At 69.7% G+C, this 26,538-nt stretch carries 20 protein-coding genes; 9 read left to right on the top strand and 11 right to left on the bottom strand.

Going from position 1 to position 26,538, the window contains the following annotated elements:
• Nucleotides 1–158 precede the first annotated feature (158 nt).
• The 8 genes from ACGFWI_RS12170 to ACGFWI_RS12205 all read right to left on the bottom strand — a co-directional run bounded on the left by ACGFWI_RS12170 (nucleotide 159) and on the right by ACGFWI_RS12205 (nucleotide 8,961).
• On the bottom strand, nucleotides 159–1,385 hold the full coding sequence (locus ACGFWI_RS12170) for an HTTM domain-containing protein (protein ID WP_393905860.1): 1,227 nt from the start codon (nucleotides 1,383–1,385) through the stop codon (nucleotides 159–161).
• Entirely contained in the window at nucleotides 1,382–2,101 is a 720-nt protein-coding gene (locus tag ACGFWI_RS12175; RefSeq protein ID WP_393905861.1) for a DUF5819 family protein, read from the bottom strand. Before ACGFWI_RS12175 ends, ACGFWI_RS12170 begins: the two co-directional genes overlap by 4 nt.
• Nucleotides 2,102–2,689: 588 nt before the next feature.
• A complete protein-coding gene (locus ACGFWI_RS12180; RefSeq protein ID WP_393905862.1) occupies nucleotides 2,690–3,160 on the bottom strand; it encodes a BTAD domain-containing putative transcriptional regulator in 471 nt (156 codons plus the stop codon).
• 1,001 nt (nucleotides 3,161–4,161) lie between these two features.
• The gene (locus tag ACGFWI_RS12185) at nucleotides 4,162–4,896 is read right to left on the bottom strand and encodes an IPT/TIG domain-containing protein (protein WP_393905863.1); all 735 of its coding nucleotides are present in this window, start codon (nucleotides 4,894–4,896) and stop codon (nucleotides 4,162–4,164) included.
• A gap of 421 nt (nucleotides 4,897–5,317) precedes the next feature.
• Complete coding sequence (locus tag ACGFWI_RS12190) at nucleotides 5,318–6,427, bottom strand: IPT/TIG domain-containing protein (protein WP_393905864.1); 1,110 nt, start codon at nucleotides 6,425–6,427, stop codon at nucleotides 5,318–5,320.
• A 421-nt stretch (nucleotides 6,428–6,848) separates the two neighbouring features.
• Nucleotides 6,849–7,235: a hypothetical protein gene (locus ACGFWI_RS12195; protein ID WP_393905865.1), complete on the bottom strand. Its 387-nt coding sequence runs from the start codon at nucleotides 7,233–7,235 to the stop codon at nucleotides 6,849–6,851.
• A 395-nt stretch (nucleotides 7,236–7,630) separates the two neighbouring features.
• The gene (locus ACGFWI_RS12200) at nucleotides 7,631–8,158 is read right to left on the bottom strand and encodes an SMI1/KNR4 family protein (RefSeq protein ID WP_393905866.1); all 528 of its coding nucleotides are present in this window, start codon (nucleotides 8,156–8,158) and stop codon (nucleotides 7,631–7,633) included.
• 173 nt (nucleotides 8,159–8,331) lie between these two features.
• Entirely contained in the window at nucleotides 8,332–8,961 is a 630-nt protein-coding gene (locus ACGFWI_RS12205; protein WP_393905867.1) for a hypothetical protein, read from the bottom strand.
• Between the two features lie 251 nt (nucleotides 8,962–9,212).
• Between ACGFWI_RS12205 and ACGFWI_RS12210 the strand changes: the two genes are divergently transcribed.
• The gene (locus tag ACGFWI_RS12210; RefSeq protein WP_393905868.1) at nucleotides 9,213–9,710 is read left to right on the top strand and encodes a peptidylprolyl isomerase; all 498 of its coding nucleotides are present in this window, start codon (nucleotides 9,213–9,215) and stop codon (nucleotides 9,708–9,710) included.
• Nucleotides 9,711–10,119: 409 nt separating this feature from the next.
• On the opposite strand, the gene ACGFWI_RS12215 is transcribed toward ACGFWI_RS12210, so the two are convergent.
• Together ACGFWI_RS12215 and ACGFWI_RS12220 are read right to left on the bottom strand one after the other, a co-directional pair.
• Nucleotides 10,120–10,758, bottom strand: a complete 639-nt coding sequence (locus tag ACGFWI_RS12215) for a TetR/AcrR family transcriptional regulator (protein ID WP_393905869.1) — start codon at nucleotides 10,756–10,758, stop codon at nucleotides 10,120–10,122.
• 78 nt (nucleotides 10,759–10,836) lie between these two features.
• Nucleotides 10,837–11,679, bottom strand: a complete 843-nt coding sequence (locus tag ACGFWI_RS12220; protein ID WP_393905870.1) for a HipA family kinase — start codon at nucleotides 11,677–11,679, stop codon at nucleotides 10,837–10,839.
• A gap of 809 nt (nucleotides 11,680–12,488) precedes the next feature.
• Between ACGFWI_RS12220 and ACGFWI_RS12225 the strand changes: the two genes are divergently transcribed.
• Nucleotides 12,489–13,994 (top strand): PepSY-associated TM helix domain-containing protein, encoded by a 1,506-nt coding sequence (locus tag ACGFWI_RS12225; RefSeq protein ID WP_393905871.1) that lies wholly within the window; start codon nucleotides 12,489–12,491, stop codon nucleotides 13,992–13,994.
• Nucleotides 13,995–14,058: 64 nt separating this feature from the next.
• Here the strand turns inward: ACGFWI_RS12225 and ACGFWI_RS12230 are convergent, their stop codons facing one another.
• On the bottom strand, nucleotides 14,059–14,214 hold the full coding sequence (locus tag ACGFWI_RS12230; protein ID WP_393905872.1) for a DUF6131 family protein: 156 nt from the start codon (nucleotides 14,212–14,214) through the stop codon (nucleotides 14,059–14,061).
• A gap of 408 nt (nucleotides 14,215–14,622) precedes the next feature.
• Here ACGFWI_RS12230 and ACGFWI_RS12235 point away from each other — a divergent pair, with 408 nt between their 5' ends.
• From ACGFWI_RS12235 to ACGFWI_RS12265, 7 genes are all read left to right on the top strand, one after another.
• Nucleotides 14,623–16,710, top strand: a complete 2,088-nt coding sequence (locus tag ACGFWI_RS12235; protein WP_393905873.1) for a SpoIIE family protein phosphatase — start codon at nucleotides 14,623–14,625, stop codon at nucleotides 16,708–16,710.
• 519 nt (nucleotides 16,711–17,229) lie between these two features.
• Complete coding sequence (asnB, locus tag ACGFWI_RS12240) at nucleotides 17,230–19,074, top strand: asparagine synthase (glutamine-hydrolyzing) (RefSeq protein ID WP_393905874.1); 1,845 nt, start codon at nucleotides 17,230–17,232, stop codon at nucleotides 19,072–19,074.
• A gap of 30 nt (nucleotides 19,075–19,104) precedes the next feature.
• A complete protein-coding gene (locus ACGFWI_RS12245; RefSeq protein ID WP_393905875.1) occupies nucleotides 19,105–19,533 on the top strand; it encodes a MarR family winged helix-turn-helix transcriptional regulator in 429 nt (142 codons plus the stop codon).
• Between the two features lie 187 nt (nucleotides 19,534–19,720).
• On the top strand, nucleotides 19,721–20,689 hold the full coding sequence (locus ACGFWI_RS12250) for a cyclase family protein (RefSeq protein ID WP_393905876.1): 969 nt from the start codon (nucleotides 19,721–19,723) through the stop codon (nucleotides 20,687–20,689).
• Between the two features lie 210 nt (nucleotides 20,690–20,899).
• Nucleotides 20,900–23,752, top strand: a complete 2,853-nt coding sequence (locus tag ACGFWI_RS12255; protein ID WP_393905877.1) for a SpoIIE family protein phosphatase — start codon at nucleotides 20,900–20,902, stop codon at nucleotides 23,750–23,752.
• Nucleotides 23,753–23,937: 185 nt separating this feature from the next.
• On the top strand, nucleotides 23,938–25,473 hold the full coding sequence (locus tag ACGFWI_RS12260; RefSeq protein ID WP_393905878.1) for a sugar ABC transporter ATP-binding protein: 1,536 nt from the start codon (nucleotides 23,938–23,940) through the stop codon (nucleotides 25,471–25,473).
• Nucleotides 25,470–26,510: an ABC transporter permease gene (locus ACGFWI_RS12265; RefSeq protein ID WP_393905879.1), complete on the top strand. Its 1,041-nt coding sequence runs from the start codon at nucleotides 25,470–25,472 to the stop codon at nucleotides 26,508–26,510. The genes ACGFWI_RS12260 and ACGFWI_RS12265 overlap by 4 nt, the downstream gene beginning before the upstream one ends.
• Nucleotides 26,511–26,538 lie beyond the last annotated feature (28 nt).

The following is a 26,538-nucleotide window of genomic DNA, read 5'->3' on the forward strand; positions in this document are numbered from 1 at the left end:
AAGACCTGCTTCGTTTCCTCTTCGGGGCCGATCGCTGTACCGCGCTGATAGGCACACCAGGGTCGGGCGGACCAGAACGAAGGGCACTCCCAGAACGAAGGGCACTTCCCCGCTCACGAGACGGTGGACGAGTGGGGAACCAAGAGTGCGTCAGATGCTCACACTCTGGCCTTCGCTCCGGTCGCCTGTGGCTCGTTGCTGCGGCGGTGTCGCCCGGTGATGCGGTCCCGTACGCCTGCCGCCTTGGCCCCGACCCACCGCAGGGCGTTGGTCGGCAGGAAGACCATGTCCGCGAAGACCATCGCCAGCGAGAAGAACGGCAGGCCGCAGATCACCGCGATGGTGGCGTGTTCGGTGATCAGGATCGCCAGCAGCACGTTCTTCACTCGGCGGTTGAGGAGGGTGAACGGGAAGGCGACCTGCGCGAACACGGTGCCGTAGGTGATCAGCGTGACCATCAGCGAGCGGCTGTCGAGCGCCTGGGACAGAGACGTCCACGGGCTGAAGTAGTCCAGATGAAGCGGGTAGTGCAGGGCGGTTCCGTCCTGCCAGCGTGGCCCCTGAATCTTGTACCAGCCGGCCGTGGCGTAGAGCAGGCACACCTGGGCGGCGATCACCAGCATCGCCGCGTTGTGGACGAGGTTGGCGACGACGTCCAACACCGCCCGCACCTCGGAGAATCGACTGCGCCCTGCCCAGAACCACAGGGCCTGGACCAACCACAGGCCCCAGAGGATCAGCACCCAGCTCAACGGGATCTCCGCGAACCCCGTCACTTCTGCGAGGGCGAGGCCCGCACCGCAGACCACCCACAGGGTCACGCTCACCGCATTGCTGCCGTCCCCGCCCAGCGCCGCCGCGCGCTCCCGCCGTCGCGCGTCCAGCGACCACACCTGCCCGCACCGCGTGAGCACCAGGTAACTCGCCATCAGGTGAATGAGGGTGTCACCGCCGTCGCCCAGGAGGATGTTGCGGTTCATGAGCGACAACACACCGATCATGAACAGCAACGACATCGTGCGGGTGTGCCACCCCACGAGCAGCAGCAGGCACGCGACGATCGTCCCGTGGTAGACCAGCTCGAACCACAGCCTGTCGTTCGACCACAGCAGCACCGTGAACGCGTTGTTCGAGGCAACCAGGCGATGGGCCAGGTCGAAACCCCAGGGGCTGGTGGTGCCGTACAGCTCCAGCCGGTGCGGCCACTCGCGGATGAGGTAGAGCGCAAAGGTCAGCGCGAAGCCGATCCGGACGATCGCGGCCTGGTAAGGCGCGAGCGCCGCGCCCGTGGCCTTGTTCAGACCTCTGGCGATCGCCGTATCGAGCTTGGTGCCAATGCCCTTGAAGGGGGAAGGCGCCCGGGCGGTGTCCTTCTCGACGCTCACTGGAACTCCTTTTTGGAGACCGGCCACCACGGAAGTACCTGGTAGGTCGTCTGGGTGTTCCCGCGCTCGAGACTCCACTTCGGCGGGATGATCGGCTTGTTCGACGCGTAGACCTGCACCTTGACCACCTGGCCGCCGTCGAGCCGCGGCCCGAGCCGGTGAGTCACGATCCGGCGCACGTAGGCCTCGGAGAGCTCGCCCCGCAGGCCCATCGCTCTGCCCTTCTCGTCGTGCGTCCTGTTGTAGAAGTCCCAGGCCTGGCGAAGCATGTTCTGGTGCGCGTGGCTGGGTGCGGGGTTGTCCCTGATCTTCCTGATGTCCTGGGCGGTCAGGCCCACCCAGCCCGTCGTGCGCCTGGAGCCGTTGGCGAGCATGACCTCGGCGCGCGCGTGCACGGCGATGTTCTGCTGGAGCGGGTTCGGGGCGAATAGCTGCCAGTTCTGGTCGAACTCCGGATAGACATAGCCGTTGACCAGCCCGCCGTAGTCCCTGCTGATGGCGTTCGACGGGGCGACGAACAGGAAGACCAGGACCAGGTGGATCAGGACGCCGATCGACACCACCGCGATGGCGCCCGCGATCACGATCCGCGACAGCAGCGACCAGGACCCCTTCGGCGCGGGCGGCAGCCCGCGCACGACAGAGGGTTCTCTGGGCGCCTGGTCTTCACCGGCGCCTTCCGAGGCGGCCTCGACCGAGGTCTCGCGTGGTTCCACAATGCTCCCCCGATCACGGGTCCCGGAGATTCAGCGGATTCGGATTCACTGGCGGATCACCTGGCTACTTATCGGATCACCGCTGCCAAATCAGAATAAGTACACCCATTGCCGCACAAACACTCTATTGAGCCGAACGGTTGATGGAGCGTTCTCCCCGCGAGGCGACTGCGCACGACGAAAGCGCCGAACTCGCCGGAACGCCCGGCTCCCCGGGAGGCCGCCTCACATCACGAAAACAGGCGCCTTGAGGCGGCGGCCGCTCCCGGCCGGGACAACTCGACGGCGAAGGCCGATCTGTCGGCACGTGACCAAGCTGGGTAGGCAAGGCGCGGGAAGGAGTCGGGAGGGCGCCGGGAAGGGCCGGCCAACGGCGGGCGCAGGCCCGGCCGAGCAACTAACTCACCGCGATCGCCCCCATGGGGCGCAGCGCCGCGACCGACGCCTGGGGCGACGTCGGTCGGTGTGACGGCTGTGGGCTCGCAGTGGGTGCCTGGGTGCGCCAAGCCCCACCGGTTCAGGACCGGATGCCCGATGTTCACGGCGCCGACGGGGGGAATCCCGCCATGCCTTATCGCCCAGGGTGAGTTACCATCCGCAGTCCGGCTGCTGCAGCCCGTCGACCAGGTGGCACAGCCGCGGTGTGGGGCGAAGCCCGAGTTCGTCACGGAGACGGTGCGTATAGCGTTCGAAGTCGTCCAGCGCCTCGGACGGGTTGCCCTCCGCCAGGTGGGCGCGGATCAGCGAAGCCTGGCTGCTCTCCCGCAGCGGATTCGCCTGTACGGCCGCGTGGGCGGCCGCCACCGCGCCGGCGAACTGCTTCGTCTCGATGAATACTCCCGCCAGGGACTCAAGGGCGTGGAGTCGCAGCTGTTGCCATTGCTCCGCCTCCCGCAAGGCCCACTCGTCGTACCAGCCGGGCAGCAGGTCGTCGGAGAGCTGGTCGACGGTCGCCGCGCTGAGGTTGAGGTCCTCGACCGGGACTCCGGGGTCGAGTATGCGCTGGGCCAGGGACCGGGCGTGGTGCAGGTCGACGGTGACTTTTCGCGCGAGACGCACCTCCGCAGGGCAGACCTCCAGGGCCTTCCTGCCGATGCCGCGCAGGCGCGACAGCGCCGACCGCAGGTTCGCGTACGCACTCTGTTCGCATGCGTCGGGCCAAAGGCTCCCGGCAACCAGGGACCGAGGGGCGGCGACACGGCCGTTGAGCGCGATAAACGCCAGGAGCCGCTTCGAGCCGACGGGAACCGTTACCGGGACATCGCTCACCACAAGGTCGAAACCGCCAAGAAGGGCGATGTGCACGGATGGCCGACTGCTCGCGGGTGGCCAGGAAAATATCAGGTCATCGGAGCTCATGGCTGGTGATCGCGGAAGAGGTCGGTGTGCGCGGCACACGACCACCGGCCGCGCCGCCATCGTTTGAGGTTCGCAATCATCTGTGCACCTCCCACAACCACATGTTGCTCTGCCCGTGGAGGGTTGTCGAATTGTGCCAATTCAGGCGGATATATTCCCCCTGATGGCGGGTGGGTACGCGCACGGAAATCGCCTCTTCGGAGACCGCGTTCCCCTGTCCTGCGCGGCGCGCATGACGGGCGAACGGGTCACATGCACAGAACCTGCTGGTGCGCCACTCGGCGCAGCAGCCGGGCTTCTCCCAGGAGTCGCGACGAGGACGCCCGCTCCCGTATGCAGGTCGGGCGCCTTCCGCCCCAGTGCACTCGACCGGCTGCGCCCCCCTGATCCGCTGGACCGCATACCTGCACAGCGCCGGGCTCTGGTCACTTCAGGTATCGGGGCCGGGCCGGCGACTCCCAGAGGAAACAACGCGCACATGGCTGATGACTGGACGCGACAGATCGCGCGTCTCCACGAAGGCTTGGTACGCCGCGACGATCCGACCGGGTGGGTCACCGAGGCCGACGCGGTGGCCGCCTCGTACCGCTGTCCCAACTCGCGCTCGGCGGACCGGTCTTCGGCCTTGCCGCGCAGCCTCCCGAAACCGCGGCGGGCCGACGGCCGTTGAGGCCCGTCGTGAGGAGGACGCGCGCACCCCGTCAGCCGATGAGATAGAGATACACCCCGGGTGCGGTGGCGCTGCCGCCCGTGGTGGTGAGCGCGACAGTGACGGCACCCAGGGGGTGGGAGGGCGCGATGGCTGCGACCTCGGTGTCGGACAGGACGGCGAATGTGGCGGGGACGCCGCCGAAGGTCACGCCGGTGATCGTCGACAGACGGGTACCCGTGATGCCGACCAGTGTGCCGCCCGCGGGGAGACCCGTCAGCGGGCTGAAGCCGGTGGCAGTGGGTACACCCACGAAACCGAAGGTTCCGGAGGCGGTGGCGGTACCGCCCTGCGCGGTGACGACCAACGACACGGCACCGGCCGCGTGGGCGGGGCTCACGAGGGTGAGTTCGCTGTCGGACACCACCGTCGGCGTCACGTCCGTGGCGCCGAATGCCACGGAGGTCGTGGTGGCGAGGCCGCGCCCGGTGACGGTGACCGTCCCGCCGCCCGCGACGGGCCCCGACGACGGGGAGACGGCGACGACGACGGGTGGGGGGAGGTAGTAGAAGGGCACCGGGTTGCTGGTGCCCCCCGGCGTGCGCACCATGGCGTCGACCACACCGGCCCCCGAGGGGGCGACCACCGACACGGAGGTCGCCGTATTGGCCGTGATGGCGGCCGGCTTGGCCCCGAAGAGCACCGCAGTGGCGTCTGCGAGGCCGGTGCCGCTGAACGTCACCTCGGACCCACCGCCGGTGGATCCCTGATCCGGATTGATCGGCATGTCCCCGCCTCACCTCTGCGCCGGGTGAAACCTTCGAAAAACGCCTGTCGCCTACCAGTTACGCAGGGAGTTCGCCCCGAGGCGAGACAGCATCTCCCTCTTCACCCGGATGGCGCAGCCAAGGCTCGGCATCGCGCGGACCAGCAGCTTCAGGTCCGCAGGGCGGCTCCAAGAGCCCTGCCGACCAGGGAACTTGGAGCTGCGTAACCGTCCGGGGCGGTGACCTTCGCCCGATGAAGCTCGTCACGTAGATGTCCCGTCAGCTGTCGTGCCGCCCATGACGCGCGCTCGGTGGCCGCCCTGACAGCGCCCTGCCGCCGACTCCTCACGAGCCGACGACAGGGCGGGGCAGCAACGGGTCACGGCGGAAGCGGACTTCCCGGCCGTCGCAGCCCCGTGTGAGCCGGTGAAGGGGGACCGCTCACACGTAGGTGTATCCGCCGGCGACGGTCGTGCTGCCGCCCGGCGTGGTGACCACGACCGGAACGTTGCCGAGCGGCCCGGCCGGAGTGAAGCCCACCAACGCCGTACCCGAGGCATTGACCGAAACCCCCGTCGCCGCAACCCCGTTGAACGTCACCACCGCCCCGGACAGACTGCTCCCCGTGATCACAAACGCCGTACCACCCGCCGTACTGCCCGCCGACGGCGCCAGCAACGTCACCACGGGCAGTGGCGGTGCCGTGTAGGTATATCCGCCGGCGACCGTGGCGCTCCCCGCCGGCGTGGTGACCACGACCGGAACATTGCCGAGCGGCCCGGCCGGAGTGAAGCCCACCAACGCCGTACCCGAGGCATTGACCGAAACCCCCGTCGCCGCAACCCCGTTGAACGTCACCACCGCCCCGGACAGACTGCTCCCCGTGATCACAAACGCCATACCACCCGCCGTACTGCCCGACGACGGCGACAGCAACGTGACCACAGGCGGAGGTGCCGTGTAGGTGTATCCGCCGGGAACGGTGGTGCTTCCGGCCGGTGTGGTGACGACGACCGGGACGTTGCCGACGGGGCCGGGCGGCGTGACGCCGGTCAGCACCGTGCCCATGGCGTTGATGGACACTCCGGTGGCCGGCATCCCGTTGAAGGTGACCGTCGCGCCGGTGAGATGGGTGCCGATGATGGCGAACGCGGTGCCGCCTGCGGTGGAGCCGCTGTTGGGCACGAGAGCGCTGACCGTCGGGCCGCTCGGTGGGACGACGGTGTAGGTGTAGCTCACCGAGTTGGTGTTGCCTCTCGGTGTGGTGGCGATGATCTGGACGGTGCCCGCTGCGTGCGGGGGCGCGAGGACGGTGACCGAGCCGCCGGACGGGTCCTGGGCGACGATGGTGGCGGGGATGCCACCGAAGGTGACCTGGCTCGTGCCCTGCAGGCCCGCCCCGGTGAGCAGGACGGTATTTCCTCCGGAGGTCGGTCCCGAGTCCGGAATGGCCTCGTAGAGCCTGGGGTATCTGGGCCAGTTCCCGCCGTCCCCGCCGGGCCAGGAGCCCGGGGATTGCGGATCTACTTGCGGCTGTATGACTGCGGACATGGCTTCTCCCTGGGCAGCCGCCACTCCGTCTCCCTTCACGAGCCAATTCGTGAACAGATCTTTTCGGAGCGGAAGTTGCCGGCGTCGAATGTCGGGTGCCTGCGACGTTAGGGTTCCCGGAAGTTCGAAAGAAGGCGCGTACGTGTCAGCAATGACGCGTTCGGCAATCAAAATGACAATACGTAGATGAGCGTCACTCCCGCACTGCTGACCGGCGTGCGCCGGTATTCCGTCGCCCCGTTTCGCGAGCCGCCGGGCGCGCGCGTCGGACGGTCCACCACGGGGCGGCTCGTCCCCGGGCCGGTGCGCGCGGACGCAGCGCCGGCGACCGCTCGTCCGCGTCGGATCCCGTGGCACGAGCGGGTATGAACACCGGGTGCGCCGTGGCGTATTGGCGGGGTCGTCCGGCTCTGGGCGGTTCTCAGGGATGCGGAGATGCGCCCGCCGAGTCGTCGTCGAGGACGCGGCGGGCGGTCTCCGTGAAGTCCCTTACCTCGGTGGTGAAAACCAGCCCGGCTTCGGCAACGGCTTCGGCGGCGTCCGCGCACTCGCCGGACTCGGCGCCGAATCGCTCTCGCGCTCCGATGGAATTCCGCAAGGGCCTGATGCATCGGTGCGCGCACCTGATGAGTTCCTGTGAAGGGGAGACCACCGGCAGCGGCCCCTCAAGGAGCACTTGCACCCCGAGATGATCCAGCTTGTCGATTTCCTGGTGGAAGGCGTCCATGTCCCTCGTGTGCGATTCCCGGTACCTTCCGAGGGCCCTCTCGATGGCTCGTGCCTGCGCGACGAAATCCGCGTACACCATACGGCGCGGCTCATGGCGCTCCCGAACATGGTCGACGCGCAATTGGCTCCTCAACTGCACTTCCTGGAAAGCGAGTTGGCTCCGAGCAGTCCTGGCTCCCCACAGCCCGGTGACGGCTGCGGCCCCACCCGTACCGAGTGCGCCGACGGTCGCTCCCAAGATCGCTGCTATGCCTGAGTCCACTTCGGCAGCTTGTCGTAACACCCCTGCGCGGCGTGGAATACCCGGGAACAACGTGCCGAACGGTTCACCTTCGGTCATGAGTCGGTCCGACCTTTGCTCTCCTGGCCCGGAAGTGCGCTTGTCCCCGGGCGATTTGCGCGCCGGCAGGAGCCCTCGGCACGGGGCGATGTGAGCGGCAGGACAGCGGGCCGGTATCCGCCGACCGGACCACCTCAGCGGCAGAGCGTGTCGAGGTCCTCGGCGAAGGTCGCGAACTCTGCCCGTGCCTCGGTGATGATCTCCTGGGCGGGCCGACGCGGGGTGGCCGCATACCGCTCGGCGATCTCGGCCAGGGCCGCGTCCGGGCGCGCCTCGCGTTCCTCGTACACAACGGCCTCCATTGGCCCGAAGCCGTCGGCCAGCACCCACAGGAAGCCGGACAGGTCCCCGGCCACCACGCCGCACTCGCCCTCCGAGCCCATGAACACCACCGGTTGTTCGGCAAGGGGCCGTCCTGGCCGAACGCACCAGATGGCCGCGAGTCCGCCGGTGCCGTCCTGCCCGAAGATCCGGTAGGCGCCGCCGTCGAGTTCGTGGTTGCCGGTCCAGTGGCGCAGCCAGTCGGTGCTCTCCTCGGCGGAGTCGAAGGCGTGGTACGGCTCGAAGTCGACGCCCTCCCCCTCGTCGTAGTCGAACCGGATCCGGGCCACCTCGGCCAGGGCAGGCGGAAAGCGGCGGTCGTCGCCGGTCGTCTCGATCATCTGTGCAGGCTAACTGCCCCCACTGACACCGCGGGGCCGGCTTCCGGTGACACCATGGCTGTCGAGGACGCCGGGCACCTCGTACGGGTCGAGAACCGCCTCTCCGCGACGCCAACTCCCCGGTCGTAAGGAAACCTTGCGTGACCGGAGAGTGTGCGACAACCGCCGGAGCCTTAGGCGGCGAATCCCTCGACTATCCCTGCCACCAGGGCGACGACTCCGTCCAATACGGCGATCGCGACGCCGGCGAAGGAGACCAGCGCCAGCCCATTGGTCACTCTGCCGAGCCATGACGCGCCAGGGCCTTTCCGGCCGTCATCCTTGCGCGAAACGGGCAGGAAGACGCAAAAGGCCAGGACACTCAGGCAGAGCCCCACCTTCCAGACAGCGGACAGGACGGGCCAGAACCCCGTCGGCTGGTAAGTCTCCGCGTCCGCGCCTCGGCGCATCGCGATTTCGGCGCCGTCCGGGTAGTCGGCGGAGGCGTCTTCCCATTGCTGGTGGGACACGTCGCCCGGGTCGTCGTGCGGGGTGAAAGTACCGGTGCACACGTAGTGGGACCTGCGGTGACTGGTGTCCGTGTCATAGCACTGAGCCACCTTGAACGTGCCGGGAGTGCCGGACAGCCCGGTGGCGAGCGCCAGATCCCCCGTGAAAGAGACGCCCCAAACAGTTGCCTCGAGCGCCATGAAGAGACCGAAGAGCCAGCCGGGGATGCGCCATCTGAGCTTGCGTTCCTGCTGTCGTACCGTACGGCCCTTGGCTTGCTTCGCCTTTCGCTCCTCGGTCTGTCGCTCTGACATATGCGGCTGAAGCTCCGTCGTCGCTGGGTGGTGGTGTCGGTACGGGTGCCGGTGCACATTAGCCGGGAGCGCTGAGTGGTATCCGGGCGGGTGCCGGCGCCTGTTATCGACGAGAGGTCCGGCGGACGGGCCGGGCAGTTCCTGCGGCCCGGCCAGGATCTCCCGGAACGGCGTCCCCTACACGCACTCGGTCGCGACCGGTGCCGGGGGTCGCGCCTCGCCCCGGCGCTCGCGGATGTAAGGATGCCGTCATGAGTAACGACGTGTATTTCGACATCACCATCGACGGCGACCCGGCCGGGCGGATCGTCTTCACCCTGTTCGACGACGTGGTTCCCAGGACCGCGAAGAATTTCCGTGAGCTCGCCACCGGAGAGCACGGCTTCGGCTACGAGGGATCCGGCTTCCACCGTGTCATCCCCGACTTCATGCTCCAGGGCGGCGACTTCACCGCCGGCAACGGGACCGGCGGCAAGAGCATCTACGGCGAGAAGTTCCAGGACGAGAACTTCCAGCTCAAGCACACCAAGCCGGGTCAGCTGTCCATGGCGAACGCCGGCCCGCACACCAACGGCTCGCAGTTCTTCATCACCACCATCGTCACGGACTGGCTCGACAACAAGCACGTCGTCTTCGGCGAGGTCGTCGAGGGCATGGACATCGTCAGGAAGATCGAGTCCCTGGGCTCGCGCAGCGGCGGCACCAAGGCCGACATCGTCATCGCCAAGTCCGGCGTGGTCACGCAGTAACCAGCGCACAGCCGGCGTCGGCAGACCTCATCGACGCCACGGTGACCCCAGGGGGCAGCTGCGCCGCACACGCCGGCCGTCGCCCTGCCGCGGGGCGAGTGCGGCCTCCGTGCCCGCCCGCCCTGCTCGGCATGGCGATCAAGGCGGGCAGCTTCCGCCGGTCGTCGGCACGGGCCCCTGGGCGCCCGTTTTCCACCGCGGTGAAGCGGCACGAAGCGGCTCCCGGGTGACGGAACGGGATTCTGGTGTCAGCTCGGGCGGCCGCCGTATGTGCGGCGGCCGCCCGAGCCGAGCCGGTACGGGTGGCAGTTGAGCGCGGGTGCTCATACCTGCCTCCCCGTGCCCGGCGCACGATGCCCGCCCTGACACGGCGAAGCGCTACTGCCGCCGTCAACGCGCCCCACAGATGTCAGCCCCTGCGTGTGGCGTAGGTCAGCGCCCGTTCGCTCAGCAGGCCCTCGACGAGGTCGAGGAGGTCCAGCACGGCTTCGGCGATCGCGTCCGGCTTCTCGCCCGCGACGATGCGCCGGCCGATCTCGGCGTAGACCAGAGAGTGGAACCAGCCGATCTGACTCGCCACCAGGCGCGGCGTCTGGTCGTCCGACCTGGCCCCGGTCTCCTCCGCCAGCACGGTGCCGAGCGCGTCGGTCATCTGTCGGCCGAGGTCCTCCAGGCGGGCGGTGAGAGTGGGGGCGGCTCGCATCATGTCGAAGACGCGGCCGAAGCCCGCGGTCAGGCCCACCTTGCGGTCGCGGCGCTGCAGTTCGTCCCGTAGGTGGGCGAGGACGGCGCTGGCGGCGGACTCGCCGGGCTGCCGGGCGCGCACGATATCGGCAAGCCGTTGCGGGGAGGCCTGGTCCGGCGGCAGGACGAGGTCTTCCTTGGCCTCGTAATAGTTGTAGAGGGTGTTGACCGAGACCTCGGCCGCCGCCGCGACCTCGGCGATGGTGACGTGGTCAAAACCCCGCTCCACGAACAGGCCGATGGCCACCTCGGAGATGCGTTGCCGTGTCTGCCGCTTCTTGCGTTCCCGCAGCCCTTCAGCCATGAGGCAAGTCTAAGCGCATTCCATATTTACGGTGTGCTGCATCTTTGCGATGTATTGCGTCTTGGCGGTACACCGCGCTTATGGCCCCGGAATTCCGCAGGCATTTCCCGTCGCTGCGTGCCGGCAGCCGAGGAATCTCGCGGGGAGCCACCGGGCGGATATTTTCGCGCGGGCGGCGAGATGGGTGACATAGGCGTCGCGGAGCTCTTCCGGAGTCGTGAAGCCCGGCTCGTCGGTCAGCCATTCGTCCGGGACGGCGGTGACGATCTCGCGCAACAACTCCGGCGTCACACGGTGGGCGAATTCTGCGTCCGCCGCCGCCATGTCGGGGCAGCGCGAACCGAGCGCGTGGTGCTCGAAGTGGTAGGCCTTGCCGACGGCGTCCGCCGCGGTCTCCCAGCGGTGATGGAAGACGAGCGAGGCGCCGTGGTCGATGAGCCACAGGCGGGGCTCCTGGTGGCCGGAGGCCGGCCAGGCCATGAGGTTCGGGCTGTGCACCGTACGGTCCACATTGGCGGTGAAGGCGTCCAGCCAGATAATCCTGGCGGACTCCGCCGGATCGACGTCCAGTGCGTCCGGCGTGAAGTCGGCGGCTCCCGGCAGATAGTCCATGCCGAGATTGAGTCCTGCACTGGAGCGCAGCAGATCCTGCACCTCTTGGTGCGGCTCCTCCGCGGCGACCGACGGATCGAAGTGCACCAGGACCAACTCCGGTACCCGCAGCCCGAGTCGTCGGGCCAGCTCACCCACGATGATCTCGGCGACGAGCGCCTTGCGTCCCTGCGCCGAGCCGGTGAACTTGACGACGTACGTGCCCAGATCGTCGGCTTCGACGACGCCCGGGACGGAGCCGCCACTCCGCAGCGGGGTCACGTACCGGACGGCTGTCACCCTGCGCAGCGCATCCGATGGTGTAGCCATGCGTTCCTGCCTCTGTCCCTTCGCGGAAAGCCCCGAGCGGGCAAAGCTGAACTCTACTATAAATTTGCAGTGCGTTATAGTTTTTTGCGACGGCGCCGTGTTCCGGCCGTCTTCGGGTGACGGAACCCTTACGCCGAAGAGAGCGGTCGGGTCGGCGGGAGCGACTGACACCGCCCCTCCCCCGCTTGTCGCCTCCTCGGTATCAGCGGCGGCGGATGGCTGACCTCCGGGCCGGAGCCGGTCCGGCCTGGGCCGTGCCTTGCGGATCAGCGCGGGCCCGCGACTGCGACGACACGGCCTGGCGGCCGGATCGCCGACGACCGTGACGCGGGCGCAGGAACCGTTTCGTACGGATGGCACAAGAATCGCGCTGCTCATTGCTTTCGGACGAGGCGTCAATTGCACTGGTGGCGTGGACACCTGGGCCAGGCCGAACAGCGAATGCAGTCCGAGCTGGGCAACGACGACCGGGGAACCGGTGACGGCCCGTGCGGCCGTCGGTGCCCACCACGGCAGGGGTAGCCCGGACTTCAGCGTGGGCCGCGGAGCCGCCGTCGTCACGCACCAGGCCGCGAAGAGCGCGGCCGGGGACTGTACAGCGCGCCGGTCCGGTCCTGTTGTCGTGCCGGGCAGTGCACCCTCCCGTGTGCCCGGCCCGGGTGGATGGCGGGTGCGGGATTCGCCTCGACCGCCCGCCCTATGGGCCACCTCACACCACGTCGCCGGAACTCACCCGTCCAGTCGTCCGACTCCCTGAAGCGGCACGGCAGAGGACTGGGCCACATCACCTTCGAGCTGGGAGTATCCGCGTGACCACTGAACAACGTCTCGCGTCGAGCGCTGCCGACGATGCCCCGGACGCCGTGGGCTCCGGTGCCGAACGGGCGGCCGTACGACGGACCGGATGGTCCGCCCTTCGGCCGCTGGTGTTGCGACTGCACTTCTATGCCGGTGTGCTCGTCGCGCCTTTTCTTCTGGTCACCGCGGTCACCGGGCTGTTGTACGCCGGGGCGTTCCAGGCGGAGAAGGTGGTCTATGCGCACGAGTTGAGAGTCCCGGCCCGTGAGCACACGATGCCGCTGTCCCGGCAGGTGGCCGCCGCCCGCAAGGCACACCCGGAGGGCAAGATCGCCGCCGTACGCCCGGCACCGCAGCCGGGCGACACCACGCGCGTCCTGCTCGCCGATGTGCCGGGGGTGTCCGCCGAGCACCAGCTCGCCGTCTTCGTCGATCCGCACACCGGCAGCATCCGGGGAGCGCTGCCGACGTACGGCGCCACGGGTGCGCTGCCGCTGCGCACCTGGCTCGACGATCTCCATCGCAACCTGCACCTGGGCGAGAACGGCCGGCTCTACAGCGAACTGGCCGCCAGCTGGCTGTGGGTGGTCGCCGGCGGCGGGCTCGCGCTGTGGATCGGTCGTAAGCGGACGAACCGCAAGCTGCGGGCTCTCACGCTGCCGGACCGCACCGCCACCGGACGGCGCCGGACGCTGTCCTGGCACGGCGCGGTGGGGGTGTGGGCGGCCGTCGGCCTGTTCTTCCTGTCCGCGACCGGTCTGACCTGGTCCACATACGCCGGGGGGAACATCGACGCGCTCCGCCAGTCCCTGGGGCAGGCGACGCCGACCGTCTCCACGGCCGTGAGCGAGGACCATGCCCACCACGGCGGCTCCGGCGGGATGGCGGGGATGCCCGACATGCCGGGGATGGATGGGAAGAAGGGCGGCGCGTCGAGCGGATCCGCGTCCGCGGACGTGGGCATCGACAAGGTGTTCGCGGCGGCCCGCGCGAAGGGTCTGTCCCACCCCGTCGAGATCGATCTGCCGACGGACAAGGGCACCGCCTATGTCGTCAAGCAGGTCCAGCGCAGCTGGCCCGAGAAGCAGGACGCGGTCGCGGTGGATCCCGGCACGGGAAAGGTCACCGACGTCTCGCGCTTCGCCGACCATCCCGTTCTGGCCAAGCTCACCCGCTACGGCATCGACCTGCACACCGGCACCCTGTTCGGGGTCGTCAACCAGATCGCGCTGGCCGCGCTCGCCCTTGCGCTGATCTCGCTGATCATCTGGGGCTACCGGATGTGGTGGCAGCGCCGTCCCACCCGTGACCGCGCGCTGTCGTTCGGACGGCCGGTTCAGCGTGGGGCGTGGCGGCAGATTCCGCTGCCCGCGCTGATTCCGCTGGCGCTCGTCGTCGGGGCGGTGGGCTGGGCGGTGCCGCTGCTCGGCATTTCGCTCGTCGCGTTCCTGGTCGTGGACATCGCGCTGGGCGTCATCGCACACCGGCGGGTCCCCGCTGCTGCCCCCGTGGACTGACGGACCCCGGCGACCGGGGTCGCCGGGGAGCCGGTGATCATGGCCACGTGGCGGGCACGTGGCGCTACCAGTAGTGCTTTCGACCGGCGACCGCGTGCCCCATCGAGCCGAGGAGCCACAGAATCGCGCCGATGACGGCGAGAATGAGTCCGATGGTCCACAGGATGGAAATGCCGGTCAGGAATCCGACAACGAGAAGAATGATTCCGAGAACGACCACGATGCGCTCCGATCTCGTCAGAGTTTCCCTCCAACTTTGATCCTCGGAATCCGGCTCGGCAAGTCGTGGTAATGCCCCGACGCCTACCGTCCGGGCAGCTCACGCGCCGTCTGCATTCCTCGCTGATTTCCCGGGGCCGGTACCCGGCGCCGGCCACGCGGAGCGCGTATGCCCGCCGAGCCGGGGTGTCCCGGCGTATCCCTGTGCAGCCCGGCAGTGTGCGCGGGCGTGGGGGGATCGGCACGAGCGCCGGGCGAGAAGTATGCGGGCGGACGATCCGGGGGGACGATGGAAGGCACAGCACGCACCTGCCAGGGACAGGCCAGAGAGAGACACCTGGGCAGGCCGGGCCGCGGAACGGGGTGCGGGCACACCCCACGTGGTCCGGCGGACGGAAGGAGTGCCGGGGTGAGCGCAGACGAGGTGCGTCCGGCCGGCGCCGGTGCACCGGCGGGTAAGTCGTCGCAGCCGAGCGGGCTGATGGACCTCCTCGCCGTCGCCGCGGTGCTGGTGGACGCCGACGGACGGATCGTCCTGTGGAGCCCGCAGGCCGAGGATCTGTACGGCTACTCCGCCGAGGAAGCGCTCGGGCAGTACGCGGCGCCACTGCTCATCCACGAAGAGCACCGGGACCTGGTGATCAAGAAGTTCGCCGAGGTCATGGAGACCGGCCGGAGCTGGAGCGGCACATTCCCCGTCCGGCACAAGGACGGCACCGCACGGCTGGTGGAGCTGCGCAATATGCGGCTGCTGGACGACCACGGCGATTTCTACGCCCTCGGACTCGCCACCGACTCACCGACGCTTCGCGAGGTGGAGCGGGATGTCGCCCTGTCCACCCGGCTGATCTCCCAGTCGCCCATCGGGTTGGCGATTCTCGACACCGAGCTGCGTTATGTCGCCGTCAACCCCGCCCTGGAGCGGATGCACGGCATCCCCGCGAAGAATCACCTCGGCCGACGCTATCGCGAGATCATGACCGCCGCGAAGTTCGAGGTGCCCGAGGCCGCGATGCGGGAGGTCCTCGAAACGGGGGTCCCCATGGTCGACCAGGCCACCGTCGTCGGGCGCAGCCCCTCCGACCCGGAGCACCAGCGCGCCTGGTCCATCTCGCTGTACCGGCTGGAGGACCCCCAAGGGCGGATTCTCGGGGTGGCCGACCTGGTGGTGGATGTCACCGACCGGTACCAGTCGGCCATGGAGGCCAGCGAGGCCCGGCGGCGCCTGGCCCTGATCGCGGACGGCTCCGCCCGGATCGGCACCACCCTGGAGGTGGGACAGACCGCGCGAGAGCTGGCCGAGGTCACCGTTCCCGAACTCGCCGACATGGGCACGGTCGATGTGCTCGACTCCATCCTGGGCGAGCACCGCCCGGCCCGCGGCGAAGGCCCCGCGCTCTTCCGCGCCCTCGCGGTGAAGGGCGCCTACCCCACCGAAGCCCTCCGGGCGGCCGACCCTCCCGGCGGGACCGCCTCCTACGATGCCGACCGGCTGGCCACCCAGTGCGTGCGCACCGGCCGCCCGATCCTGGTCTCCCACGCTGACGAAGCGGACCTGGCGCGCATCGCCCGCGACGACCACGCCGCCACGCTGCTGGCCCGCGCCGGCGTGCACTCCTACTTGCTCGCCCCGCTCATCGCCCGCGGCCAGATCCTCGGCTGTCTGGGGCTCACCCGGGCCCGCAACCCGGTGCCCTTCGACGAGGACGATCTCGCGCTCGCCGTCGAGCTGGCCTCCCGCGCCGCCGTGTGCATCGACAACGCCCGCTCGCACCAGAGCGTGCGCAACGCCGCCGAGACCCTGCAGCGCAGCCTGCTCCCCGACCACCCGCCCCACCTGCCCGGTCTGCAGATCGCCTCCCGGTACCGGCCCGCGCAGGCCACGTATGAGATCGGCGGCGACTGGTACGACGTCCTCCCGCTCGAAGGGGACAAGACCGCACTCGTCGTGGGCGACGTCATGGGCAGCGGCATCGACGCCGCCGCCACCATGGGCCGCCTGCGCACCGCCACCAGCGCCTTCGCCGACCTCGATCTCGACCCGGCCCAGGTCCTCCAGCACCTCGACAAGATCACTTCGGGGCTGGAGCACTACATCGCCACCTGCGTCTACGCCACCTACGATCCACATCGCGCCGAATGCCATATCGCCACCGCCGGCCACCTGCCGCCCGTCCTGGTCCGCAGCGGCAAGCACCCCGAACTCCTCGACCTGCCCACCGGCACCCCGCTCGGAGTGGGCGGTGTCCCCTTCGAGACCAGCTCCTTCCGACTCGAACCCGGCGACCAACTGGTCCTGTACACCGACGGGTTGGTCGAAACCCGCAACCACCCCATCGACGAACGCCTCGAAACCCTGCGCCGCCTGCTCGACGGGCCCGACCGCGCCCTGGAGGAGACCTGCGACCGGCTCCTTCGCGAACTCCGGCGTCCCGACGACCCGGACGACGTCGCCCTGCTCATCGCCCGCACCCAGCCCTTCACCTCCGGCTCATAGCGCCGTCGGCGACGCTCCCCCGCCGATGAGCGGTCCGCTCGCGCTCGTATGCAATCCGTGCCGCCCGCTGCCGGGCCCCGACACCGGAATCAGGCCCCTCACGAACCCGTTGGGCGGGTTCCCGGCCGCCCCGTCGCGGGGAGCGGGGCGGGCACTCCTCCGCGCCCGCGCACCGCTAGCGCAGCCCCCGGCCCCTGCGCCCAGGGCCTCGGCACGCAGGTAAAACCTTTCCCTCGCTCCCGTATGGCGCAGCTCTTTGCCGGTCGGCCGGCCCGGCCGTGGAGCACGGCAAGGCGGCAGCTCAGGCGCCCTCGGTAAGGGGTTCTCCGAGCGGCGGACCACGGGCACCGTGCAGTCCCGGCGTGTTACGGCCAGGTTGACGGAGCGGCGTCCGAGGAACACGCTCGTTACATAGGTGCTCGATACAACTGACTCAGTGCGGGGCGGTCGGGCAACCGGGCATCGGTGTGCCCGCCCGCGATGTCCGGCGGCTCCTGGGTCGGATCAGGAGGACATGGCATGTGTGGCATCACCGGCTGGATTTCCTTCGACCGTGATCTGCGCTCCGAGCAGGAGACCGTGGACGCGATGACCGAGACCATGTCCTGCCGCGGGCCCGACGACCGTGGCACGTGGGTGCAGGGTCCCGCCGCTCTCGGGCACCGCCGCCTGGCGATCATCGACCTGCCCGGTGGACGTCAGCCGATGACCGCCGAGCGGGCGGACGGGACCCCGGTCGCCATCGTGTACTCCGGTGAGACCTACAACTTCGGCGAACTGCGCAAGGAACTCGCCTCCAGGGGCCACCGTTTCACGACCGACTCCGACACCGAGGTCGTGCTGCGCGGCTACCTCGAATGGGGCGAGGCGGTCGCCGAACGGCTCAACGGGATGTTCGCGTTCGCGGTCTGGGACGGGCAGCGCCAGCGGCTCGTCATGATCCGCGACCGGATGGGCATCAAGCCGTTCTACTACTACCCCACCCCGGACGGCGTGCTGTTCGGCTCCGAGCCGAAGGCGATCCTCGCCCATCCGCTCGCCGAGCGGAACGTCCGGCTCGACGGCCTCCGCGAGCTCTTCGCCTTCGTCAAGACGCCCGGCCACGCCATCTGGGAGGGCATGCACGAGGTGGAGCCCGGCACGGTGGTCACCGTGGACCGCAACGGGCTGCGCCGGCACGTCTACTGGTCGCTGCAGACCCGTGCGCACCACGATGACCAGGACACCTCGATCGCACAGGTCCGTACGCTGCTCGACGACATCGTCCGCCGCCAGCTCGTCGCCGATGTGCCGCGCTGCACCCTGCTGTCGGGCGGCCTGGACTCCTCGGCGATGACCGCGCTGGCGGCCCGTCAGCTGGGCGAGGTGGACGAGACGGTACGGAGCTTCGCCGTCGATTTCGTCGGCCGGACCGAGCACTTCGTGGCCGACGAGCTGCGCGCCACTCCCGACACGCCCTATGTCCACGACGTGGCCCGCTCCTCCGGCACCGACCACCAGGACATCGTGCTGGACTCGGCCGAGCTGGCCGACCTCGATGTCCGCGCGAAGGTCATCCGCGCGCGGGACATCCCGATGGGCCTGGGCGACATGGACGCCTCGCTCTATCTGCTGTTCAAGGCGATCCGCCGGCACTCGACGGTCGCCCTGTCCGGCGAGTCGGCCGACGAGGTCTTCGGTGGTTACCAGCAGTTCTTCGACGAGGAGGCCCGCCGGGCCGACACCTTCCCCTGGCTCGTGCGTTTCAGGGAGCACTTCGGCGACGACGGCAACATCCTCAACGCCGGTGTCACCGACGCCCTCGACCTGGACTCCTACATCCAGGACGGTTACCGCGCCGCCGTCAAGGACGTCGAGCGTCTCGACGGGGAGAGCGACTTCGAGTTCCGGATGCGCAAGATCTGCTATCTGCACCTGACGCGCTTCGTACGGATCCTGCTCGACCGCAAGGACCGGGCGAGCATGGCGGTCGGACTGGAGGTGCGGGTGCCGTTCTGCGACCACCGGCTGGTCGAGTACGTCTACAACACACCGTGGTCGCTGAAGTCCTTCGACGGACGGGAGAAGAGCCTGTTGCGCGAGGCCACGGCGGATGTGCTGCCGCAGTCGGTGTACGACCGGGTGAAGAGCCCCTACCCGTCGACGCAGGACCCGCAGTACGCGGTCGCGCTCCAGCATCACGCCAAGGACCTGTTGTCGCGCCGCTCGCACCCCGTATTCGAACTCGTCGACCGCAACTGGCTGGAGCGTGCGGCGAACCACGATGCGCCCCAGATCACCCAGGCGTCCCGGCACGGCCTCGAACGGACCCTGGATCTGGCCTTGTGGCTGGACATGTACTCCCCGACGATTACGCTCACTTGATCTGAAACGGGCGGCGCGATGGGCTGAGCGATGACAATCGGTGATGACGAGGCGCTGCAACTGGTGATCTCCCTGCACCGGCTCACCCGGAGTCTGCGCAGGGCCGCCACCACGGGCAGCATCCATCTGACGCATATCGCCGTCCTGGCGCTGCTGACGCGGCAGGGCCCGGCCCGGGTGGGCGAGATCGCCCAGTGGGTGCCCTGCTCCCAGCCGACCGCCACCGCGGCCGTCATGGGGCTGGAGGAGGCGGGCCTGGTCCGCCGCGAGTGCGACCCGGCCGACAAGCGGGCCAGCCGTGTCCTGCTCACCGAGCGCGGCAGCGCCGCGCTGACCGACGTCGCACGCAGCGAGGCCGAGGTACTGGCCACCCGCCTCGCTTCGCTGCGGCCCGACGAGATCCGCCAACTTGCCGAGGTGGAACCGCTGCTGCGACGGCTCACGGACGCGGCGGACTGAGGCGCCACGTCCCGGGAGGACCCTCGCAGGGGACGCGCCGCACCGTCAGCTACTACCCGGGGGGAGATTGCCGGCCGGGTTGAGTGGCGTCGTCACGTACGGGGCGACGCTGAGCAATACTCAGCCGACCGGACACGGCGACGCCGCCGGAAGCGGGGGCCCCGTCCACCCATGGAGCGCTGAGCAGATGACCGGCAACCCCGGCGAGACACCGGCTCCCCCGCCGGCCGGTACGGGCAACGGGCCCGCCGTCTCCCGCGAGGAGTTCGACGCACTCTTCGAGACGGTGCGTACGTGGGGCCGCTGGACCCCCGCCGACCGGGGCGCCTGGAACCGGGTGACCCCGGACCTCGTACGGCGGGCCACCGCCCTGGTCCGGTCCGGAACGGTCGTCCCGCTGGCGCGCCCCTGGAACACGACCCCCGGACCGGACAACAGCAGGCCCGCCTTGCACTACATGTCCGACCTCGGCGACATCGAGCCCCCGGAACCCTCCACGCACAAGGACTTCATCGCCGCCGACTACCACGGCAAGGCCGTCAGTCATCTGGACGCCCTGTCCCACGTCGCCTACCGCGGCCGGCTCTACGACGGCCGCACCGCGCGCGAGTGCGTCGACGCCGGCGGGGCCCGCTTCGGTGCCGTATCGGCGCTGGGCCCACTCGTGACCAAGGGCGTGCTGCTCGACCTGCCCACCGTTGCCGGGTGCGCCTGGCTGGAACCCGGACGGGCTGTGCACGGCGAGGACATCGTGTCCGCGGAGCGGGCCCTCGATGTGACGATCGACGAGGGCGACGCGGTGCTGCTGCGGTCCGGAAGCGTCCGCCGCCGCCGGGAGCTGGGCGCCTGGGACCCCGACGAGGCGAGCGCGGGCTTCCACGTGGATGCCGTGCCCCTGCTGGCCGAGCGGGGTATCGCCCTGCTCGGCGGCGACGGCGACAGCGATGTACGGCCCTCGCCGGTCGACGGCCTGCACTCCCCGGTCCATGCGCTGGCGCTCGCCGCGATGGGAGTGCCGCTGCTGGACAACCTCGACCTCGAAGCGCTCTCCGCCGCGGCCGCGGAGACCGGCCGTTATGAGTTCCTCCTCGTGGTGGCCCCGCTCAACATCCCGGGCGGCACGGGCTCGCCCGTCAACCCGGTCGCGGTCCTGTGACGGCCGGGCCGCGTCGCGGTGCGGCGACCGGGAGCGGTCCGCACCGTTCCCGGCCGTGACCGTGTGTGACGACCGGAGCTCTCAGGCGCCTCTTCCCCGTCGGCGATCAGTACCGATATATGTGCAAAGCTCTACAATGAGACGGACGGTACGGCTGCTCCGATATACGGGTGGCCATAGCAGCACGTACCGATGTGGGAAGTGATTGGGATGGGGCTCGTGGGAGATGACATCGGCCCCGCGCTCGCCCGTGAGCAGTTTCTTCGCGGTGGGGCGGTCGAGGGAACCGTGCGAAGCCCGATCCTGAATTCGTGGCAGCGTTCCCGGTCCCTGGGTCTCTCACCGGAAGGCTGCGAGCTTCCTTACCGTCAGGATCTCGACCTGGACGGCCGGCTCGTCCGCGCCGCCACACCCGTACTGGACCGGCTGCAGTCCAGGTTCGCGGGCAGAACCATGAATGTGTCCCTCGCCGATGGGGACGGCGTCGTGCTGCAGCGCCGTTTCGGCGAAGCGTCTCTCGTCAGACATCTGGCCCCGATCCAGAGCGTCCCGGGTTTTGTGTTCGCCGAGGAGTTCGCGGGGACCAACGGAATCGGGCTGGCCCTCGCGGAACGGCAGCTGATCAACGTTTACGGCGCCGAGCATTTCGCCGAACGCTCGCAGTCCAACGCGTGCGCGGCAATTCCCGTCCGGGACCCGCTCAGTGGACGCATCGAAGGCGTCCTCTGTCTCGGCTATCCGCCCGACGATGCGGATGTGGCGCTGAACCACGTGATCAGCAGGGCGGCCGGCGCCATCGAACGACGGCTGCTGGACCAGAGTTCGACACGAGAGCGCGCCTTGCTGCAGGCCTACCTCGACGCCAGGAGCCGTGCGCCGACCGGCGAGACGACGGGCAACGGTCAGCAGGGCGGGCTGGCCGAGAGCGGACTGGACTGGCGCGACGAGTTGATCCTCAAGGAGAAGGCCACCGAGCTGATCTCCTCGGCGCAGCGAGCCGCCGTCGAGGTGCCCCTGCCCGGCGGTCGGCGGATCACCCTGCTGAGCCGCCCGGTGACCAGCCCCTCCGGGGTGGAGGGCATCGTCATCGAGGCGGTCCTCCCCTCACCGCAGCAGCACCTCGCCGTCCTCACCGAAACCGGCACCGCGCCCGGCTCGCCGGTCCAGCAGGTACTCACCCCCGCCGTCCCGCGGCCCGGTCCCCTTCCGGGCACCGAACCGGGCCGGCCGGCCACATCGCTCCGCCCGCCCGGCACGCTCGGCACCGCCGAAAGTCCCGCCGACAGTGCAACCAGTGGGCTGGTGCTGATCGGTGAACCGGGAGTGGGCACGTACGCCGTGGCGGCCCGGCGCCGCCTGGAGCTGCTGTCCGAGGCCAGCACCCGCATCGGCACCACTTTGGATGTGGGCCGTACCGCCCGGGAACTCGCCGAGATGGCCGTCCCGCGCCTGGCCGACTACGTCACCATCGACCTTCCCGAGGCGGTGCTGCGCGGCGAGGAGCCGACCGACCCCAGCACCGGTCTCTACCGCACGGTGGTCCACGGGATTCGCGATGACTGCCCCTTCTACCCTGCCGGTGAGCGGGTCGACCTGCGCCCCACCACGCCCCAGCTCCGTTGTCTGGCCGACCGGCAGCCCGTACTCGAACCCGACCTGGGGGCGGCCGCCGGCTGGATCGCCCAGGACCCCGCGCACGCCGAGCGCCTCCTCGCACACGACATCCATTCGCTCATCGCCGTCCCCCTCCTGGCCCGCGGCATCGCCCTGGGCACCGCGAGTTTCTACCGCTCGCGGGACCCCGCCCCCTTCGGGGACGACGACCGTTCGCTGGCCCAGGAACTCGCCACCCGCGCCGCCATCTGCATCGACAACGCCCGCCGTTTCACCCGCGAGCACACCATGGTCCTTGCCCTGCAGCACAGCCTGCTGCCGCAGCGCTTCCCCGAGCTGAACGCCGTCGAGGTCGCGTACCGCTATATGCCCGCCGAGTCCGGGGTCGGCGGCGACTGGTTCGACGTCATTCCCCTCTCCGGCACCCGTGTCGCCCTCGTCGTCGGGGATGTCGTCGGCCATGGACTGCATGCCGCCGCCACGATGGGCCGGCTGCGCACCGCCGCGCGCAACTTCGCCGAACTCGACCTCGGCCCGGACGAAGTCCTCACCCATCTCGACAATCTCGTGGCGCGCCTCGACCGCGACGAGGGCACCGAGGACCCCTCCGCCGACAGCACCGGCATCATCGGCGCCACCTGCCTGTACGCCATCTACGACCCCACCACGCAGCAGTGTGTGATGGCCCGGTCCGGCCACCCGCCGCCCGCGCTGGTCCGCCCCGACGGCACCGTCACCTTCCCCGACCTCCCGGCCGGCCCACCACTGGGCCTGGGCGGTCTCCCCTTCGAAACCGCCGAATTCCCGCTCCCCGAAGGCAGCCAGCTCGTCCTCTACACCGACGGACTCATCGGTGGCCGCCACCGCGATTTCGATACGGCCCTCGACCAGTTGCGCCGGGCCCTGGCACACCCGCCCCGCCCGCCCGAGGACACCTGTGAGGCAGTTGTCCGGGCCGTGGTGCCCCAGCACCCCGCCGACGACATCGCACTGCTCGTCGCCCGCACCCACGCCCTGGACTCCCACCGGATCGCCACCTGGGAGCTGCCCGCCGACCCGGCCCGCGTCTCCGGCATCCGCGCCGCCGTGACCCGCCAACTGGGCGAATGGGGGCTGCACGAGGTCGTCTTCGCCACCGAACTGCTGCTCAGCGAGCTGGTCACCAATGCCATCCGCTACGGCACCGCCCCCATCCAGGTACGTCTGCTCCACGACCGCACGCTGATCTGCGAGGTCTCCGACGCCAGCAGCACGGCCCCGCATCTGCGCCATGCGGCCACCACCGACGAGGGCGGCCGCGGTCTGTTCCTCGTCGCACAGCTCACCCAGGCCTGGGGCACCCGCTACACCGCCGACGGCAAGGTCATCTGGGCCGAGTGCGCGCTGGAGGCGCCGACGGGAAAGTCGGACGCCGCCGAAGCGTTTTTCGACGACATCCCCGCCATCTGACAGCCCATCCGGCATCACGGCCAAAGCGGGCCGTAACATGACGGAATTGTGGTAACCGGTACGGGTGGTGCACCGCACCACCCGCCGAACGCGCCGTCCGCACCACCATGAAGCGCCCCTGCACCCGTGTCCCGTCAGCCGGGAAGAACCCAGCAGGACCAAGAGGCCGACCCCCGGAGAAGTCTGTGCATGACGCTCCTGACAGCAGCCCTCCCCCGCGCCGTGCCGCTCAGCCTCTCGTCCGCGTACACGGCCTCAGCAAGCGGTTCGGCGGCACCCTCGCGCTGGACGCGGTCGACCTCGACATCCACCCCGGCCGTATCCTCGCCCTGCTCGGCCCCAACGGTGCCGGAAAGTCCACCCTCATCAAGGTGCTCGCCGGCGTCCACCACGCGGACGAGGGCGAGGTGAGCGTTGCCGGGCACCCGCTCGGCACCGAAGCGGCCGCCCGCGCCATGTCCTTCATCCACCAGGACCTGGGACTGGTCGAATGGATGACGGTCGCCGAGAACATCGCCCTGGGCGCCGGCTATCCCCGCCGCGCGGGACTGCTGTCGTGGCGGATGATCCGCAGTCAGTGTGCCGCCGCCCTGGACATCGTGGCCGCGCATCTCGACCCGGGCACCCTCCTCGCCGACCTCCCGCGAGCCGAACGCTCCCTGGTGGCCATCGCCCGCGCACTGTCCACTCAGGCCGCACTCATCGTCCTTGACGAGCCGACCGCCAGCCTCCCGGCAGCGGACTGCGCCCGGCTGTTCGACGTCCTGCACACCCTGCGCGACCAGGGGCGCGCCATCGTCTATGTCACCCACCGGATCGACGAGGTGTACAAGGTCGCCGATGTCTTCGCCGTCCTGCGGGACGGGCACCTCATCAGCCAGGGACCGCTCGCCGGTTACCGTCCGGCCCGGCTGGTGCGCGACATCGTGGGCCACGAACCGGGCGGCTACCGGTTCGCCCCCGCCACGGGTCCGGCCGCACTGAGCCTCGACCACGTACGGACCGAGAACACCGCACCGGTCAGCCTGGAGCTGCGCGCCGGTGAGATCCTCGGCATGGTGGGCCTGACCGGCGCCGGGCACATGGAACTGGGCCGCGCCCTCGCCGGCTCCCGGCCGGTCCCCGAAGGACGGGCCCTGCTCGACGGCCGGCCGTACGCACCGCACACGGTCACGGCCGCCGTCGGCTCCGGCGTCGGCTTCGTGACCAGCAACCGTCAGGAAGAGGGCTGTGCCGCCGAACTGACGGTACGGGAGAACTTCTTGGCCAACCCCCGGGCGGGCGGCGTGCCGTCCTGGCGCCCGCGCGGACTCCGGCGCGAGCGCGCCGAGACCGCTGCCCTGATCGAGCGGTTCTCGGTGTCCCCGCGGGACACCGAGGCGCCGATCGCCACCTTGTCCGGGGGGAACCAGCAGAAGGTCATGGTCGGCCGGTGGCTCACGACGAGCCGACGCCTGCTGATCCTCGAAGAGCCGACCGCCGGGGTGGATGTCGGCGCCAAAACGGCGCTCTACCGCCTGCTCCGGGATGCGCTGGCCGAAGGCCTCGCCGTCCTGCTCATCTCCACCGACTTCGAGGAGGTCGCCCACGTGTGCCATCGGGCCCTGGTATTCGTCCGCGGGGCGGTGACGGCGGAGCTGAGCGGCGAGGCCCTCACGGTCGCCGAACTCGCCCGTGCCTCCTCGGCGATGCCTGCGCTCACCGGAACGAGGAGACGATGACCCCCGCCCCCCGCCCCCCGCTGGGCCGCCGGTTCGGGCACCGGCTCGGGGCCTATGGCCTCCTGGGCCTCGCCGCCCTGCTCTTCCTGGCCTTCTCCCTCGCCCTGCCGGACACCTTTCCCACCCTGGACAACATCTCCGAGATCCTGTCCAACCAGTCGATCCCCGCCCTCCTCGCGCTCGGCGCCATGATTCCCATCGTCACCGCCAAGTTCGACCTGTCCATCGGCTACGGCCTCGGCCTCGCGCACGTCATGACGATGCAGCTCATCGCCAACGAAACGTGGCCCTGGCCCCTCGCCTGCCTCGTGGTGGTCCTCGGCGGGGCCGTCGTCGGCATCTTCAACGGGGTCGTCGTCGAATTCGCGAAGATCGACTCCTTTATCGCCACGCTCGGCACCGGCAGCATTCTGTACGCCCTCACCGGCTGGATCACCAACGGGGCCCGGATCGTTCCCGGCCCTGCCGGCCTGCCCGCGGCCTTCACCGATCTCTACGACTCCAGGTTCCTCGGCCTGCCGGTATCCGCCTTCTACGTCCTCGCCCTGACCGCCGTACTGTGGCTGCTCCTGGAGCGGCTGCCGCTCGGCCGGTATCTGTACGTCATCGGCTCCAACCCCCGCGCCGCCGAGCTGGTCGGCATCCCCACCCGGCGCTACGTCATCTACGCCTTTGCCGGTTCGGGGCTGATCGTCGGTATCGCCGGTGTCCTGCTCGCCGCGCAGCAGCGGATCGGCAACCCCAGCGTCGGACTGGACTATCTGCTGCCCGCATTCGTCGGTGCGCTGCTCGGGTCCACCGCGATCAAGCCCGGCCGCCCCAACGCCCTGGGCACCCTGGTCGCCGTCATCATCCTCGCCATCGGCCTCGCCGGTATCGGCCAGCTCGGCGCCCAGTTCTGGGTCACCCCGCTGTTCAACGGCGCCACCCTGCTCATCGCCGTCGGCATGGCCGGCTATGCCGCCCGGCGCCAGCTGCGCCAACGACGGACGGCACCTCCCCGGCCCCGCCATGACGTGCACCACGTCAGCTCGTGACCTTCGGCCGTCACCACCGTGTCGTCCC

The sequence above is a fragment of the Streptomyces sp. NPDC048434 genome, from assembly GCF_043200375.1.
Taxonomy (GTDB): Bacteria; Actinomycetota; Actinomycetes; order Streptomycetales; family Streptomycetaceae; genus Streptomyces.